Raw genomic sequence first — 14330 nt, 5'->3', positions numbered from 1 at the left:
ATCACGGTTACTAAGTGAGCGGCAATAATCATAGCTCTTTCCCTCCTTCGTTGTTTTCTGGTTATTCTCTGCTGAATTTCACATGCTGTGCATTTGATGGTTTGCAATTTTTTGAGCAACGATTAATGTGATGCTTTCTAAGTGGTTACAAGGAAGTGGGTTAATGAGTTATCAATTGGACCGGATTGATTTACATATTTTGAGAGTGCTTCATTCGAGAGGCAGAATTCCGGTTGTAGAACTAGCAAAGCTGATTAACTTAACGACTTCTCCATGTTCTGACCGTGTAAAGCGACTAGAAAAAGAAGGGTATATCAATGGTTACCATGCAGAGTTGAATGCGGAAAAGTTGGGGCTGGATGTGCAAGTATTCATCCATATTCGTTTAGACCAAACCAGTTTTTCTATTTTTGAAAAATTTGCGAAAGCGGTGGAATTGATGCCTGAAATTGAAGAGTGCTACTCGCTCTCTGGAGATTTCGATACCATGATAAAAGTTCGTGTTAAGAGCATGAAAGCGTATCAGGAGTTTATGTCGAGTAAGTTAGGCACGCTTCCGGGCGTGATTCAAACTCGTAGTGAAGTGGTCATAGAAGAACATAAAACGGGATTTGGTGTTAATCCCGAGCTCCTTGGTTAGGCGAGGCATGTGTTGAGCCTCCTTATTTAGCGTGGCTTGGTATATTACTTTTTCTCGATTAAAAAAGGAGCCGAAGCTCCTTTTTTAATAAATCGGTGAGCGATTATGCCCCGATAAAGGTGCTGATAACGCCAATTAAACCACCAAAAACACCGCCCCAAACGACTAGCCAGCCAAGGTGTTGTTTGATCATCTTTTGCACCATTTCTTTAACTAATGCCGGTGTTAATTCGCTTAAACGTTGATCGATGATACCTTCAATGTTCTGCTTTATCTCATCCATCATTGCAGGAGATTCGAATTGCTCTTTCAGTGCTTCTTTGATGTTATCGCTCTTGCTCAACTCAATGATGGATTCTTGCATCTTTTCGACGAAAGGTTGGCGCATGGGTTGTAGCGCTTCCGAGCCGCCAAACATCGCTAGCATGCCACCAAACTGAGAGCCTTCAATTACTTCCACTAGGGAATCAAATGCTGGATTTAAATCTACTTTCTCAATTACTGGTTGAAGATCGATGTTCACACCGCCCGCCATTTCTTTATTCAAGAATCGGTCAATGTTCGCTTCAGTAAAAAACTGTTCCATCATCAGGTTTTTGATAGCCAGTTTAAACTCTTCAAATCGCGCGGGGATCACGCCAGAACCGTATAATCCAGGCACTTTCTCAAACAGCATATGGATGGCAAGCCAGTTGGTGATGGCGCCTGAGAACGCAAACAGCCCTGCATACCAAAGATAGTCGTTTTGTAATTGATGACCTCCAGCCATCAAAGCGATAGCGAGGACATTCGTTAGCAAACTTTTGTTCATAGTGACCAGTTATATGTGAATATCGGAATAAATAAGTGGGCCTGATTCTATACCTAAGTCACATTGAGATGCTAGGTTTTGCCGTGATGAGTGACCGTGTTGCGAAGGGATAAAAATGGATGTACGGAAAAACAAAACCCGACAATCATTGTCGGGCTACTGCTTTTTCTTAGAAAAACTAAGATTCTATTTTTAATTTTAGATGCGGTAGATCTTACAACAAAGTTGGCATTTCCATCTTTCTGAGTAGCCAAATAGCTTGTCAGCCCAACTTGGTTTGAGTTGTACGATCTGCATTGAACCACATTTACACATAAGCTAATTACCTTATTGTTAATATAATAACTAAGCCATCTATTGAGTATAGCTGTTTCTCAAAAAGTGAAATGACAAATGAAGACGGCTCAATACTCTGTATTGTGTTCATTGCAATGGATACGCAACGAGGCGGTATATTAGCAGAAAAAGTGTGAGCTTTATCATGGAGAGTGTTTCATATATGAGAAACCACAATGGCTATATGAGCGTCTAGCCATGGATTAAAATAAAAAACGGCGCTTAAAGCGCCGTTTTTATTGAGCTTATCACTCGTTAAGAAGCGTGTTGATTGTCTAGTTCTTCAGCGATAAATCCGCCAGTTTGATGCGCCCAAAGCTGGGCGTAAATGCCGTTATTCGCAATGAGTTCTTGATGAGAACCTTGTTCAACGATGCTGCCTTTATCTAGCACGATGAGGCGATCCATTTGTGCGATGGTCGATAATCGGTGAGCGATAGCAATAACCGTTTTCCCTTGCATTAATTCATTCAAGCTTTCCTGAATCGCCGCTTCGACTTCTGAATCCAGAGCCGATGTTGCTTCATCCAATACCAGCAATGGTGCGTCTTTGAGTAGCACACGAGATATTGCGATACGCTGACGTTGGCCGCCAGACAGTTTCACACCACGTTCACCAACTTGCGCATCGTATCCGACATTACCAAATGGGTCGGTCAGAGTTTCGATAAACTCATGGGCATGCGCTTGCTTAGTGGCTTTCAGCAAATCTTCTTCTGTCGCATCTGGATTGCCATACAAAATATTGTCACGAATTGAACGGTGTAGCAGAGAAGTATCTTGGGTCACCATACCGATCTTTGAACGCAAAGAGTCTTGTGTGACTTCTGAGATGTTCTGTCCATCGATCTTAATGCTGCCGTCTTCGACATCGTGGAAACGAAGTAACAAGTTCACCAAAGTCGATTTCCCGGCGCCGGAGCGCCCAACCAAGCCTACTTTCTCTCCTGGTTTGATGTTGAGATCGAGATGGCTAATTACGCCTTTGTTCTCGCCGTAATGGAAGCTTACGTTATCAAAGTGAATGCCTCCTTCAGTGACAACCAAGTCTTTTGCGCCTGGTTTATCTTTAATATCAATAGGCTTAGAAAGCGTTTTCATTCCATCGACAACGGTTCCCATGTTTTCAAAGAGGGCGCCAACTTCCCACATAATCCACATCGACATACCGTTTACGCGCAATGCAAGACTAACAGCAATCGCAATCGCGCCAACGCTGATGGCACTATCCAACCACAGGTAAATCGATAAAGCAGCAACGGAAAAGACCAAAATATAGTTTGAGATCTCTACAGCGACGTCGAAGCCGGTCACTAGGCGCATTTGACGATAGACCGTATTTAAAAATCCTTTCATGCCTTGCTCGGCATATTGGGTTTCGCGCTGGCTATGAGAAAACAGTTTGACGGTTTGAATATTGGTATAACTGTCGACGATACGCCCTGTCATTGTCGAACGTGCATCGGCCTGCGCTGAAGCGACGTCTTTGAGCTTAGGGACAAAATAGATTTGGATAGCGATGTAAGCGAGTAGCCAGACGATCATTGGGATCATCAAACGCCAGTCTGCCGTCGCTAACATAATGATCATGCTGGTAAAGTAAACCGTAACGTAAACAAACACATCCATAGCTTTCATTACGGTTTCGCGCACAGCTAATGAGGTTTGCATGACTTTCGTTGCGACTCGACCTGCAAAATCATCTTGATAGAAGTTCAAGCTTTGATTGAGCAAATACCGGTGTGCAAGCCAGCGGATAGACATTGGGTAGTTGCCCAATAACGTTTGATGAACGAGCAACGAGTACAAGATCACCAATATAGGCATGACAACCAGCAATAAGGCTCCGTAGAAAATCAAATCCGATTTATTGTCTTGTAAGAACGTTTCTGGATTGCTGGTAGACAACCAATCAACCAGTTGTCCCATGGCGCCAAACAACATTACCTCAACAACAGCCACAATTGTGGCCATCAAAGACATGATGATCAAAGGCTTTTCATAACCACGAGTGTAATAACGCAGAAAAGCGAACATCCCTGAAGGAGGCTGATCCGGTGTAGATTTGGGGAACGGCTCTGTAAAGCCTTCAAATCGTTTAAACATAACTCATCCTAAAGTTAAAACAGTGCCATTTGGGGTGGCTAAATCCATCGATTCACGCTGCTTTGGACGAAACCGCGTGTATGAGAGTTTCTTGCCTGCTCCTCGATAAAGCAGACCGATTGACGAGAGGGGCGAAAAAATAGTCTAACCGATTGTGTCTTAAATGTAACTAGTTGGTTATGAGTGTGATTGTCTATGGTTCTGATTCTTATGATGAATTCTTATCATGTTCATCACGGTGCCATAAAATCTTAAACCTGCAAAGTGACAATAAAATTTAGGGAAAAATAAACTTAATGCAGCAAAAAACACTTTTGTGCAATTAAATTAATTGTCAAAACAGCAAAACTGAAGTTAACAATAAATTTACAATCTCCTCATTCTAGTGATAAGGAATATATTGGATGCTATTACACGAATCAGTGACCCAATTTGCTAATGGGAAAGAAGAAAGCACGCAAAGTGCTCAGCGCCAAACCGCAAACTGCGTAGTGATGGTGCCACCGAAAGAGTTTCGTTTTAATGAAGAAACCGCACAAGATAATGAGTTCCAACATAAAGTGTCACTCAGCCAAGAAGAAGTCTCACGTCGAGTAATGGCCGAGTTCGCGAGTATGGTTGCAACGCTGCGTCAAGAGGGCGTTCAAGTTGTTGAGTTTGATTATCCAACTTCAGATGTTGCGACGCCAGACGCGGTATTTCCAAACAATTGGTTTAGCACTACGCCAGATGGCACGTTGTACACCTTTCCAATGGCCTGTGAAAACCGTCAAAAAGAAGTACGTCCCGATGCGCTTGTGGCAGCACTAGCGCAAGCAGGGCGAGAAGTTCATCGACGCAGCAGTCTAACTGAATATCTTGACGAGCAAGCGTATTTAGAAAGCACGGGTGTGATGGTGTTTGACCACCTAAATAAAACGGTCTATGCCGCACTCTCACAACGTTGTGATCGTCTGGTTTTAGAAGATTACGCCGATCGTATTGGCTATGAACGAGTGATTTCTTTCCAAACTCGTTTGCCGTCTGGTGCGCCGATTTATCACACCAATGTGATGATGGCGGTTGGCGAACAGTTTTGCGTGATTTGTGACGAAGTGATCCCAGAATTTGAGCGTCGTTTTGTAATGAAGTCACTCGCCAAAGACAAGCAAGTCATCTCAATTTCGCTTGATCAGATGAACCAGTTCTGCGGTAACATTCTGCAACTGGAAACGATCAACGGCGACAAGGTGATTGCGATGTCGCAATCGGCGTACGATGCATTCTCACCAGCACAAAGAAACCAATTGGCGACGCACGGTAAATTGCTGCCATTCGACGTTTCTACCATAGAATCTATTGGTGGTGGTTCGGTTCGTTGCATGTTGGGTGAAGTGTTCTTACCGAATCGTAAAGCTGTGCTTTAATAAACTGCACATTTCTTTTCAGCCGCAGTGAAAGGCTGATGAAGCGTTCTCTTCAAGGGTTTTTAGCCGTTAGCTCTGTGGCAGTACAGACTAACGGCTTTTTTGCGCTTTTTAGTTTTCTGACGATTTGCGTAGGCGACGCTTGGTTTAAGCGCCTAAAATAGGATGGTCCACCTAGCAGATTGTGGTAAAGTCCGCGCCTGCGTTTTACCGCATCTTCATTATTTTTATTGCTTCTTCAACCCAAAGTACAAGGTTTTCGTTAATGCCATTTTCTACTCTCTCATTGAGTTCTGAGCTGATTCACGCACTGCCAAAAGACTTCAATAAGCCGACTGATATTCAAGCGTTAACGATTCCTGAACTGTTAGCAGGCAAAGATGTGTTGGCATTGGCAAATACAGGCAGCGGCAAAACCCTTGCTTATGGTTTGCCGTTGTTAGAAAAGCTCAATATAAATCCTCAGCAAAAAGCCCTGATTCTTGTGCCAACGCGTGAGCTGGCAATGCAAGTGAGTGAAGCAGTTAACCAAGTTGGTCAAGTTATTGGTATTAAAACAGTGTGCTTGTGTGGCGGCGTTGATAAAGAGCAACAACAGCAGGCGCTAGCGACAAATCCTCATATCCTTGTCGCGACGACAGGTCGTTTGGTTGACCTAGCAAACAATGGCCTGGATTTGAGCAATGTTCATTATCTAGTATTGGATGAAGCGGATCGTTTGTTGGATATGGGCTTTTGGCCTGACGTACAAAAGATTTCGATGCAAACCTTCAATCAGCGTCAAACCGCGATGTTCTCGGCAACGTTTTCAGATGAGTTGAAGGATAAAGCGAAGCTGCTTATGCAGGCACCAAAGCAAGTTGCAGCGCATCAAGAAAATAGCACCAACCAAGATATTGCTGAAACGCTGTACCTCGTCAACAAAGGCAGTAAAACCAAGGCATTGATTGAACTGATTCAAAAAAACGCGTGGGCTCAGGCATTAGTCTTTATTGGTGCGAAAGAGAACGCCGATGGCTTAGCGAAGAAGCTGAATAAAGCGGGCATCTCAACCAATGCGCTGCATGGCAATAAGAGTCAAGATGAGCGAGAAGAAGCACTGGCGCAGTTTAAATCTGGGCAAATTCAGGTGTTGATTGCCACCGATCTACTAGCGCGCGGCATTCACATTGAGCAATTACCTGTAGTGATCAACTTTGAACTGCCAATGCATGCAGAAACTTATGTTCACCGAGTAGGACGTACCGCTCGCGCAGGCGAACAAGGTGTGGCGATGTCATTGGTATGTCATGGTGAAATGGACGCACTAAACGCGATTCGTCACCTGACTCAACGTGCATTGCCAGTGCAAGATCTGGTTGGTTTTCCAGTAACGGATAAGCCATCAACTGGCGAGAGCAAACGCGCGCCACGCGATAAAAAAGCCAACCGCCGAACTAATGCTAAGAAGAGCATTAAGCAGTTCCAAGGTAAGTCGAAACGCCCAGCCCCGAGTGCGAAGTAAACCAAAAAAACACGCTCTGACGGCATAGTCGGTTCAGAGCGTGGCTTAAATTTTACTTTGGGGTGTTAACCCACAGTTGGGCCAACCAAGCGCATTTCCCAATCTTCAACTTCGCCAGTTTCTAGGCGGCGCTCGACCAACTTGCCCCAAGACTCGACTAACGGCAGCTCAGACAGCTTAGTGAGTTCTTTTCTATCTAAACAGCCAGTGAAAACCGCGCCCATGATGCGAGCCAGTGGCCATTCTGGATAAGGTCTTTCGCACAGAATAATCTCGTCACCTGCACCGATATCGCCTTCTTCCAACACTCGGAAATACCAGCCTGTTCGAAGCGTATCTTGCAGTCTTCTCGCCATGTCGTGTTGGTCAAAACGTACGTTAAGTTTCCAACAAGGCATGCGACCTTGCGACACTTCCAGTAGTGTTGAGCCGATGCGAATTTTATCTTTCAAGCAAATCGTGGATTCGGTGACGCCTTCGGAGCTGATGTTTTCGCCAAAGCCGCCGGCGGATTGGAAAATTGGTCTTTTGCCTAATTCTTGTTGCCAGATTGGGTAGTGCTCGCTTGGGTAAATATGAAGCGCTTTTTGAATGCCACCATGAAAGCGCGGATCACCTTGCTCATCACTGGTAAAACCAAGCTCTGTTGCGTGCTGGCGCTCAGGTAGCACTTGTTTGTTGATTGCGCTTTGCGCTCCATGAGCATAAGGGACGGTTTTCCCTGCTAGCACAGCTTTTACGACGCCGATTTTCTTCATATAACCTCCTTATTATTTGAATGAGAGATAAAGTGTTTACCTTCATTCGCGATGCGGAGCATGATAGCCTAGTAAACTTGTGTCGGTGTAGGGATGAAAAGACAACTAACAATGCTAACTCGCCAAATTGATTCGAAGTCAGGCGTCGTCACCTCCAATGAGATGATGGCCGCGAATCCCCATTCTCCTGTTTTAGTGAAAACCATCGACATGCCAAAAGGTTACATTGATGCGCTGCATCAACACACTTGGCATCAAATCATCTTTCCTATCAAAGGGTTATTGCAAACACAAACGGAGCATTATCAGCACTTGGTTCCGCACACCTCTGCGTTATTTGTTCCTGCGGGTGTTCAACACGAGTCGATTGCTCTAAGCAATACGATATTTGTTGGCATTTACCTCAACCCTGAGTTTGGTGCGACGTACGAGCCACAAGTGAGAACCATTGCTTTAACGTCGTTTTTAAATGAGCTTTTACAAGAGATCCGCAGACTGTGTGAAGGTGAGACAAGCCACGAAGAAGTGTTGCATTTACTGGCGGTGCTGCATGATCAAATTTTGAAACGCAACGTGCAGACATTTCAGTTATTGCTGCCACAAGACAGACGACTAAAACTGATTTTCGAGCAGTTGACCGACGAGCCCGCGTTGAGCTGTTCGCTAAAAGAGTGGGGGGAGAAAATTGGGGCGTCTGAGCGTACTTTATCACGGCTGTTCGCCAAGGAATTCAACACTTCATTTCTACTTTGGCGGCAACAAATTCGGCTAATTTACTCGCTTTCTTTGTTAGATGAATCGTTGCCAATCCAAGCCATTGCAGACCTAGTGGGTTATCAAAATGACTCATCCTACATCAAAGCATTTAAAGCCTATTTTGATATGACGCCACAACAGTTTAGAGTGAACGGCGCATCGCGCAGGTAGAAATACAGAGCTTCGACTTCACTTAATGCTTTTGAGTAGAAGTCGCGAAACTTCCTTTTTGAATTTCAATTACATGGTATGAATAACAATGGCACCAACGATAAATACTCGAGTGAATCAATTCTGTTTTGGTCAACCCAAAACGTCGCTGTCGTTGGAAAAAGAGCCCCTCAAACCGCTTGCTCAGGGCAAGGTTCGGGTGCGACTGGAAGCCACCAATATTAACCCAAGTGACTTGCTTTCCATTCATGGTGTTGGGCAATACTGCCGCGTTCACGTACCACCTCGCGTGCCGGGATTTGAAGCGGTTGGGCGTGTGGTGGAAGTCAGTGCAGTTGGTCAAACTGACCTTCAAGTTGGGCAAAAGGTGTTGGTGGCGATGAGTGGTACTTGGCAATACTACATAGATGCCTCGCCTGAGAATCTTTTTCCGCTACCTGAGAGTTTGGAGAACGGCTATGCCTGTCAGTTGTACATCAACGCGTTAACCGCGTGGGTGATCACCACTAAAGTAGCTAAGTTGAACAAAGACGATGTGGTGATCATCAATGCAGCAGGGTCAGCGATCGGTAAGATATTTGCCCAGCTCGCCCATTCACTGGGTTTTGCACTGATTGCTGTGACCTCAAAGCGAGACGAGTATCCGTACGATACTATTCCAGTGTTGGACGCGAAGAAAGACTTACAAGCGCAGCTGCAAACGCGCCAACTGCCACAACCAACGGTCGCTCTGGACGCGATAGGTGGTGAGGCTGGTACGGATCTCATTCGTACCTTGAAAGAAAACGGCCAATACATCAACTACGGAACATTGTCGTTAACGCCTTATACGCCTGAGTTTTTTGAATCGATGAAGGCCAACAACATCGACTTTAGTACATTCTTTTTGCGGTATTGGGAAGAATCGGTAGGTAAAGGCGGGAGAAAGACGGTGTTCGCTGAAATGTTAGAACACTTTATTAGCAGCGACATAAAGTTAAACGTTGCATATGATCTGTCGTTAGAGGACTTTCAAACAGCGATTGAAATGGTTGAGCGACGCTCGTCAGCAGTGTCAGGAAAAATCATTTTGACGCTGTGAATTACAGTGGGCCTGTTGAGAAAAGGGAGGATAAAATCCTCCCTTTTTTATGGGTTTATTTGTAATGATAGGGCTATTTTAGATGGAAGATTTGCTCTGTTTCGAGCGATGTCATCGCACGTACTTGACGCCAAATGTAATAAAAAATACCGAACATCATCAACATACTTGGGATGGCAATCATTGGGTAACTGTACAGCGTCATTTTTCCTAACTCTTCGTTAAAGGCAGCAGTACCAGAAGGGCTAGTCACAATCCAAGTCGCAAGGAAGTAGTTCATTGCAGATGAGAACGCAAAAGTACTTGCAAACAGGTAGTTAGAAGACATAAGGCAACGTTCGAACGCATCGGTTTTACCATTTTCTTTTAAACGTTGGTTAATCAACGCGAGGTTCAACACAGTGTCATTCAGTACTAACTTCTGCATCAGCGGGTAGCGGGTAAACGTTGAACCCAAAACCGCTAAACCGATCAGGCCAGGAATCAGGGCTTCTTTTAGTGCTAACCAGCGTGTATCAAGCTCTAACAAGCCGATGCCACCAGTTAGTAGAACACTGATAAAGCCCAGAGCAGAAATAAAGTTAAATTTCTTGTTACGGACAAGGTCCATACCGCCATAAATGATAGGAAATAGCAAAGCGACAACCAGCGCCATTGCTGTCCCTAGATGCTCATCGCCACTAAACTTCATCAAAATGAAGGAAGGGATAAATACGTTGAAAAGGATTTCAAATAAGGGATTCGGCTTTTTCGCCGTCGTGTTACTCATAATGTTTTACTGACTCTACTCTATGTCGGCTGTTATTGTACTTTGACAAGAAGTGTTCATCTAGTCGCGCTTGATGTAAAGCGTTAAAGCGTCGAGTTGTGTAACGACTTATGAAATAGACCGGAGCATAGCCAGTTAGTTTACATGATTGACTACTTTTTGTGTCTTAATGACTCTCCTTCTGTGCGATGATCTGATTACGCGCTCTGAATAATCGAGTCGCCACTGTGTTGTGGTTGAGCCTCAAGGCTTGGGCAATTTCATCATGATTCAACCCAGCCACTAAGCTCAAGAGCAACGGCTCTCGGTATTTGGGTTCGAGAATCATCATTTGTTTTTGAAGCCAATCTTGGGCCATGTCGTAGTCACTGCCAGGGTAGGTTTTTGTCTGTATTGCACACTCATCAATGTCGACAAAATCGTACTGTTTTCTATCAAAGCGCCGAGCATTCTCACGACGCAAAATAGTAATGAGCCAAGACTTCGCGGCGTTGGGGTCATTTAATTTATCAAAGAATCGCCACGCTTTCAGAAAGGTTTCTTGCGCTAAATCTTGAGCAAGGTGGTGATCTTTGCATAACCAATACGCGAGACGGTAAATCTCTTGGTATCGATCTTTCGTCAGTGCTTCGTAACGTTTATGTTTTTCCATAGCATTAAGATAAAAAGTTTGGAGAGCACGTTGTGTCTGCCAGATGAACGACAACCCTTTTTATCGCTTTTACAGTGATAAAAAGGGTTGTTCGATTAGGAAGACAAATTCGAAGAGTTAACCTTCCAAATATCGAAGGGTGACTCTGATTTCTTTCTTACACGCTTAAAATGGTTGGTTGGAAAAGCGTGAGTACTGGATGGCATCTGCGACTTCCTGAGCTTTAGACTCTGAAGTCATAAGGTGAAGTAGCTTAAGAGCAGCTTGATAGCTAACTAGGCTACCGTTCGAAGTGATAACGCCATCATCAATGACAAAATTCTGGTCGACTTGTACTTTGACTGCTGGGTAATCTCTTTGAAAGCCGTTTTCACCTCCGGCCCAAGTTGTTGCTTTTTTGCCGTTTAAAAGGCCAGCTTCGGCTAACAAATACGCGCCAGAGCAATTACTTGCCATCCAATCTGCCGCCTTTGAGGTAGTTTTAATAAAGTGAATGAGATCTTTATTTTCGATTAGTGCATCCATGTCATAGCTGGATGTTAAAACCAATACGTCGAGTTCCGGCAGATCACCAATCCAAGCATCCACACCAATTTTTAATCCTTCTTCAGTGGTGATGGTTTTCTGATCTGAGACGGAAATGGTGAGCACGTCATAATCACTAAACCAAGTGAGACGACTTGCGACGCCAAAAACCTCTAAAGGCGCAGTAACATCAGAGGTCAGTACGCCATCGTAAACCAGAATACCAATTCGTTTATCTGCGGCATGTGCTGTTTGAAGCATCCCAAAGAATAGGACTAGTGTCGCTATCAATAGTTGTAGTGCATTCTTCAATCCGTTTTTACCCATGGTTTTTTCCTCGCTAACAGAGCATCAAGTTATTGAGGTTCATTATATTTAGGCTAATTAGTGATTGAAGAGCCACTTGGTCTTTACTAAAGTGAATAAAATTCATGAATAGAGTTCATTGGTTATATGGATAAGATACGGTCCCTACGATTTTTTATTGCCACTTTAGATGGCGGTAGTTTTGCTGCGGCTGCCAAAGTGTATGGCACTGACCCTTCGACCGTGAGTAAAGCCATACATCGTCTTGAAAGCGATTTGGGTATACAGCTTTTTCAACGTTCTACGCGACAGAGCCGCCTGACAGAAGCTGGTCGTAGGTACGCAAATACTGCTAGGTTTGTACTGGAGGAGCTGGCGGCATGTGAGGATTCATTAAAAAGTCACAATGATGCGCTTTCAGGGCAGCTTAAGATTAATGTGCCAGTCTCGTACGGTCGCCTCTATATTCGTCCTTTATTAAAAGAGTTTTGTCGCCGCTACCCTAACATCACTATCGATATTCATTACGATGACGCCTACGTTGATATTATTGAGCAAGGTATTGATGTGTCGATTCGCTCTGGTGTCGTTCACGATAGTCAACTGATTGTGCGTCAGCTGAGCCCTATCGATTTTATCATTTGTGCCAGTCAGGATTACTTAGCGCGCCATGGTGTTCCGAGTGGCCCGGATGTATTCAATGACCATTCTTGGGTTCGTTTTCGTTTTAAACAAACGGGGAAACTGTTGCCGATTCGGATGCCAGAACCAGACGGTGCGAGTGAATATGACCCCGAAAGAAACTACATTGTAAATGACGGTGAATCTATGGCAGAGCTTTGCGCAGAAGGCTTAGGATTGACTCAGATCCCTCATTTTATCGCGAGGGACTGGCTTAAAGCGGGGCGTTTAGTGCCGATATTTCCGAGCATGCGCCAAGCAGGAAATGGCGTGTATCTTCTCTATGCCAACCGGGAATATGTGCCTGCACGAGTTAGGGTGTTCATCGATTTTATCACTCAATCAATACAGGATATGGATGAAACGCCATTCCATACTTGGGCTGAAACGTTGCCGATTTATCGACCGAACCAAGGTGATTGAAAACTTCATGTGAGTCTTTGGTTAAAAACCCCTAAGCTATATGGTGCTTTTATTGGTTTTTGTTAGTTTATTGGGCGTTATTATCGAAAAGCGCAGTTTGCTCTTCGTCACTCATAAAGGAAAGACAATGCCAACTAAGATCTTAGTGCCTGCTTTGGCCCTACTTCTCAGCGCATGTGGCGGCGATGGGGAGTCGTCAGCCCCAGCAGAAAGCGGCTCACAAAACACAGGTTCCACATCGTCACAAGGCACATTTGCCGAGCAGATGCTTGCAGCGGTCAACAGCGCCCGCTCTACTACACAACAGTGTGGCGCAACCACCATGCCACCTGTTGGGGCCCTGACTTGGAGCTACGATTTGGAAAGCGCCGCTTATCGACATTCAAGCGATATGGCGAACAGCGATTTCATGAGCCACACAGGCTCTGATGGCAGCAAAATGTCAGATCGAGTTAACGCAACGGGTTATGCTTGGAGCGCCATTGGTGAGAATGTCGCCGTAGGGCAAAGCAGCATTAACGCCGTCATTAATGCTTGGTTATCGAGTGAAGGTCACTGCCTTAATATCATGAGTGCGGATTTTGATCAGATGGGCGCGTCGCTTGTCGAAAATCACTCTGCACGCTACGGATATTACTGGACTCAGGTTTTTGCCAAACAGCGCTAATGCGATAAAGAAGCCTGATAGATAAAATAAAACGCCAGCAGTCACTATCTGCTGGCGTTTTATTATTTACATCTCTTTTAGCTTGTCAGGTTACGAAGTTTTGGGTCATCCGCCAGGTATTCAACAAATTCAATCTCAAAACCGGCAGGGTCAACAAAATACACATTTTTGCGGTATGGTTCATCAGCACCAGGTTGGGCAATCGGATAACCTGCATCGGTTAGTCTTTTGATGATTGCATCGACGTTGTTGGTCACATAAGCAAAATGCGCTAGCCCAACTTGGTGCCCGCTCAACTCGCGGTTTTCTCCTTCGCCATGGTCACTCATGGCTATGTATTGATACTCGTCGCCAAAATGTAGCCAGTTTCTTGGCTTGCCATTCCATTCGCCTTTACCTTCATCACGCACGTACCAATGTGGAAATGCAGTTTGGTAAAACTTCAGCATTTCAGGGATATCTTTCACGACTAAGTTAATATGTTCTAGTTGGATCATGATGTGCTCCTTTTTGTCATTTTCTAGCCAACGATGAATATGCTAAAACCTCAAGTAAAGTTGAGGTAAAGGGCTTTTTTAAAATTTTTTAGGGTTGATATCTTTGGATCTGGATACATTGAGAGATTCGGTGGGTTTGGTGCTTTGAATCTGAGAGCTGGGTTAGGGGCTTGCAACCTTGTTTCACCTTTTGTTTGTTCGTGTTCTTGCTAATCATTTTCGATCGAGTTTTTGGTGAGTA

Annotated in this window: 14 protein-coding genes; 7 read left to right on the top strand and 7 right to left on the bottom strand. The window is 44.5% G+C overall.

Annotated elements, in window-relative coordinates; all coding sequences use genetic code 11:
- Nucleotides 1–163: 163 nt before the first annotated feature.
- Entirely contained in the window at nucleotides 164–640 is a 477-nt protein-coding gene (locus IQR33_RS23370; RefSeq protein ID WP_005374595.1) for an Lrp/AsnC family transcriptional regulator, read from the top strand.
- Nucleotides 641–743: 103 nt separating this feature from the next.
- Here IQR33_RS23370 and IQR33_RS23365 read toward each other — a convergent pair whose 3' ends face one another.
- Nucleotides 744–1451, bottom strand: a complete 708-nt coding sequence (locus tag IQR33_RS23365) for a DUF445 domain-containing protein (protein ID WP_005383549.1) — start codon at nucleotides 1449–1451, stop codon at nucleotides 744–746.
- Nucleotides 1452–2042: 591 nt separating this feature from the next.
- A complete protein-coding gene (locus tag IQR33_RS23360; RefSeq protein ID WP_005374597.1) occupies nucleotides 2043–3893 on the bottom strand; it encodes an ABC transporter ATP-binding protein in 1851 nt (616 codons plus the stop codon).
- A gap of 404 nt (nucleotides 3894–4297) precedes the next feature.
- Here IQR33_RS23360 and IQR33_RS23355 point away from each other — a divergent pair, with 404 nt between their 5' ends.
- Both IQR33_RS23355 and IQR33_RS23350 read left to right on the top strand, forming a co-directional pair.
- A complete protein-coding gene (locus IQR33_RS23355) occupies nucleotides 4298–5299 on the top strand; it encodes an arginine deiminase-related protein (protein WP_005374598.1) in 1002 nt (333 codons plus the stop codon).
- A gap of 265 nt (nucleotides 5300–5564) precedes the next feature.
- The gene (locus IQR33_RS23350) at nucleotides 5565–6803 is read left to right on the top strand and encodes a DEAD/DEAH box helicase (RefSeq protein WP_193837809.1); all 1239 of its coding nucleotides are present in this window, start codon (nucleotides 5565–5567) and stop codon (nucleotides 6801–6803) included.
- A gap of 65 nt (nucleotides 6804–6868) precedes the next feature.
- Here the strand turns inward: IQR33_RS23350 and IQR33_RS23345 are convergent, their stop codons facing one another.
- A complete protein-coding gene (locus IQR33_RS23345; RefSeq protein WP_053307998.1) occupies nucleotides 6869–7561 on the bottom strand; it encodes an MOSC domain-containing protein in 693 nt (230 codons plus the stop codon).
- 111 nt (nucleotides 7562–7672) lie between these two features.
- On the opposite strand from IQR33_RS23345, the gene IQR33_RS23340 reads away from it, so the two are divergent.
- Both IQR33_RS23340 and IQR33_RS23335 read left to right on the top strand, forming a co-directional pair.
- Nucleotides 7673–8488: an AraC family transcriptional regulator gene (locus tag IQR33_RS23340; RefSeq protein WP_193837846.1), complete on the top strand. Its 816-nt coding sequence runs from the start codon at nucleotides 7673–7675 to the stop codon at nucleotides 8486–8488.
- Nucleotides 8489–8576: 88 nt separating this feature from the next.
- Nucleotides 8577–9569, top strand: a complete 993-nt coding sequence (locus IQR33_RS23335; protein WP_017634525.1) for a zinc-dependent alcohol dehydrogenase family protein — start codon at nucleotides 8577–8579, stop codon at nucleotides 9567–9569.
- Nucleotides 9570–9642: 73 nt separating this feature from the next.
- Here the strand turns inward: IQR33_RS23335 and IQR33_RS23330 are convergent, their stop codons facing one another.
- From IQR33_RS23330 to IQR33_RS23320, 3 genes are all read right to left on the bottom strand, one after another.
- Nucleotides 9643–10338, bottom strand: coding sequence for a VC0807 family protein (locus IQR33_RS23330; RefSeq protein WP_005383527.1), 696 nt, complete (start codon nucleotides 10336–10338; stop codon nucleotides 9643–9645).
- Between the two features lie 166 nt (nucleotides 10339–10504).
- Nucleotides 10505–11035: a sigma-70 family RNA polymerase sigma factor gene (locus IQR33_RS23325; protein WP_255209459.1), complete on the bottom strand. Its 531-nt coding sequence runs from the start codon at nucleotides 11033–11035 to the stop codon at nucleotides 10505–10507.
- A gap of 120 nt (nucleotides 11036–11155) precedes the next feature.
- A complete protein-coding gene (locus tag IQR33_RS23320) occupies nucleotides 11156–11842 on the bottom strand; it encodes a DJ-1/PfpI family protein (protein ID WP_005383525.1) in 687 nt (228 codons plus the stop codon).
- 126 nt (nucleotides 11843–11968) lie between these two features.
- Here IQR33_RS23320 and IQR33_RS23315 point away from each other — a divergent pair, with 126 nt between their 5' ends.
- A complete protein-coding gene (locus IQR33_RS23315; protein ID WP_017634524.1) occupies nucleotides 11969–12925 on the top strand; it encodes a LysR family transcriptional regulator in 957 nt (318 codons plus the stop codon).
- Nucleotides 12926–13052: 127 nt separating this feature from the next.
- Complete coding sequence (locus IQR33_RS23310) at nucleotides 13053–13592, top strand: CAP domain-containing protein (protein WP_017634523.1); 540 nt, start codon at nucleotides 13053–13055, stop codon at nucleotides 13590–13592.
- Nucleotides 13593–13669: 77 nt separating this feature from the next.
- Here the strand turns inward: IQR33_RS23310 and IQR33_RS23305 are convergent, their stop codons facing one another.
- Complete coding sequence (locus IQR33_RS23305) at nucleotides 13670–14089, bottom strand: VOC family protein (RefSeq protein WP_193837808.1); 420 nt, start codon at nucleotides 14087–14089, stop codon at nucleotides 13670–13672.
- Between the last annotated feature and the right edge of the window lie 241 nt (nucleotides 14090–14330).

Source organism: Vibrio sp. OPT46 (assembly GCF_015163535.1).
Lineage (GTDB): Bacteria > Pseudomonadota > Gammaproteobacteria > Enterobacterales > Vibrionaceae > Vibrio > Vibrio alginolyticus.
The sequence above is the reverse complement of the archived record's forward strand: the minus strand, read 5'-3'. Positions and strand labels throughout refer to the sequence as shown.

What these genes read in the sequence shown, in the direction of transcription:
- IQR33_RS23370 (WP_005374595.1), top strand. Translation starts at nt 164, where the DNA reads ATGAGTTATCAATTGGACCGGATTGATTTACATATTTTGAGAGTGCTT.
- IQR33_RS23365 (WP_005383549.1), bottom strand. Translation starts at nt 1,451, where the DNA reads ATGAACAAAAGTTTGCTAACGAATGTCCTCGCTATCGCTTTGATGGCT.
- IQR33_RS23360 (WP_005374597.1), bottom strand. Translation starts at nt 3,893, where the DNA reads ATGTTTAAACGATTTGAAGGCTTTACAGAGCCGTTCCCCAAATCTACA.
- IQR33_RS23355 (WP_005374598.1), top strand. Translation starts at nt 4,298, where the DNA reads ATGCTATTACACGAATCAGTGACCCAATTTGCTAATGGGAAAGAAGAA.
- IQR33_RS23350 (WP_193837809.1), top strand. Translation starts at nt 5,565, where the DNA reads ATGCCATTTTCTACTCTCTCATTGAGTTCTGAGCTGATTCACGCACTG.
- IQR33_RS23345 (WP_053307998.1), bottom strand. Translation starts at nt 7,561, where the DNA reads ATGAAGAAAATCGGCGTCGTAAAAGCTGTGCTAGCAGGGAAAACCGTC.
- IQR33_RS23340 (WP_193837846.1), top strand. Translation starts at nt 7,673, where the DNA reads ATGCTAACTCGCCAAATTGATTCGAAGTCAGGCGTCGTCACCTCCAAT.
- IQR33_RS23335 (WP_017634525.1), top strand. Translation starts at nt 8,577, where the DNA reads ATGGCACCAACGATAAATACTCGAGTGAATCAATTCTGTTTTGGTCAA.
- IQR33_RS23330 (WP_005383527.1), bottom strand. Translation starts at nt 10,338, where the DNA reads ATGAGTAACACGACGGCGAAAAAGCCGAATCCCTTATTTGAAATCCTT.
- IQR33_RS23320 (WP_005383525.1), bottom strand. Translation starts at nt 11,842, where the DNA reads ATGGGTAAAAACGGATTGAAGAATGCACTACAACTATTGATAGCGACA.
- IQR33_RS23315 (WP_017634524.1), top strand. Translation starts at nt 11,969, where the DNA reads ATGGATAAGATACGGTCCCTACGATTTTTTATTGCCACTTTAGATGGC.
- IQR33_RS23310 (WP_017634523.1), top strand. Translation starts at nt 13,053, where the DNA reads ATGCCAACTAAGATCTTAGTGCCTGCTTTGGCCCTACTTCTCAGCGCA.
- IQR33_RS23305 (WP_193837808.1), bottom strand. Translation starts at nt 14,089, where the DNA reads ATGATCCAACTAGAACATATTAACTTAGTCGTGAAAGATATCCCTGAA.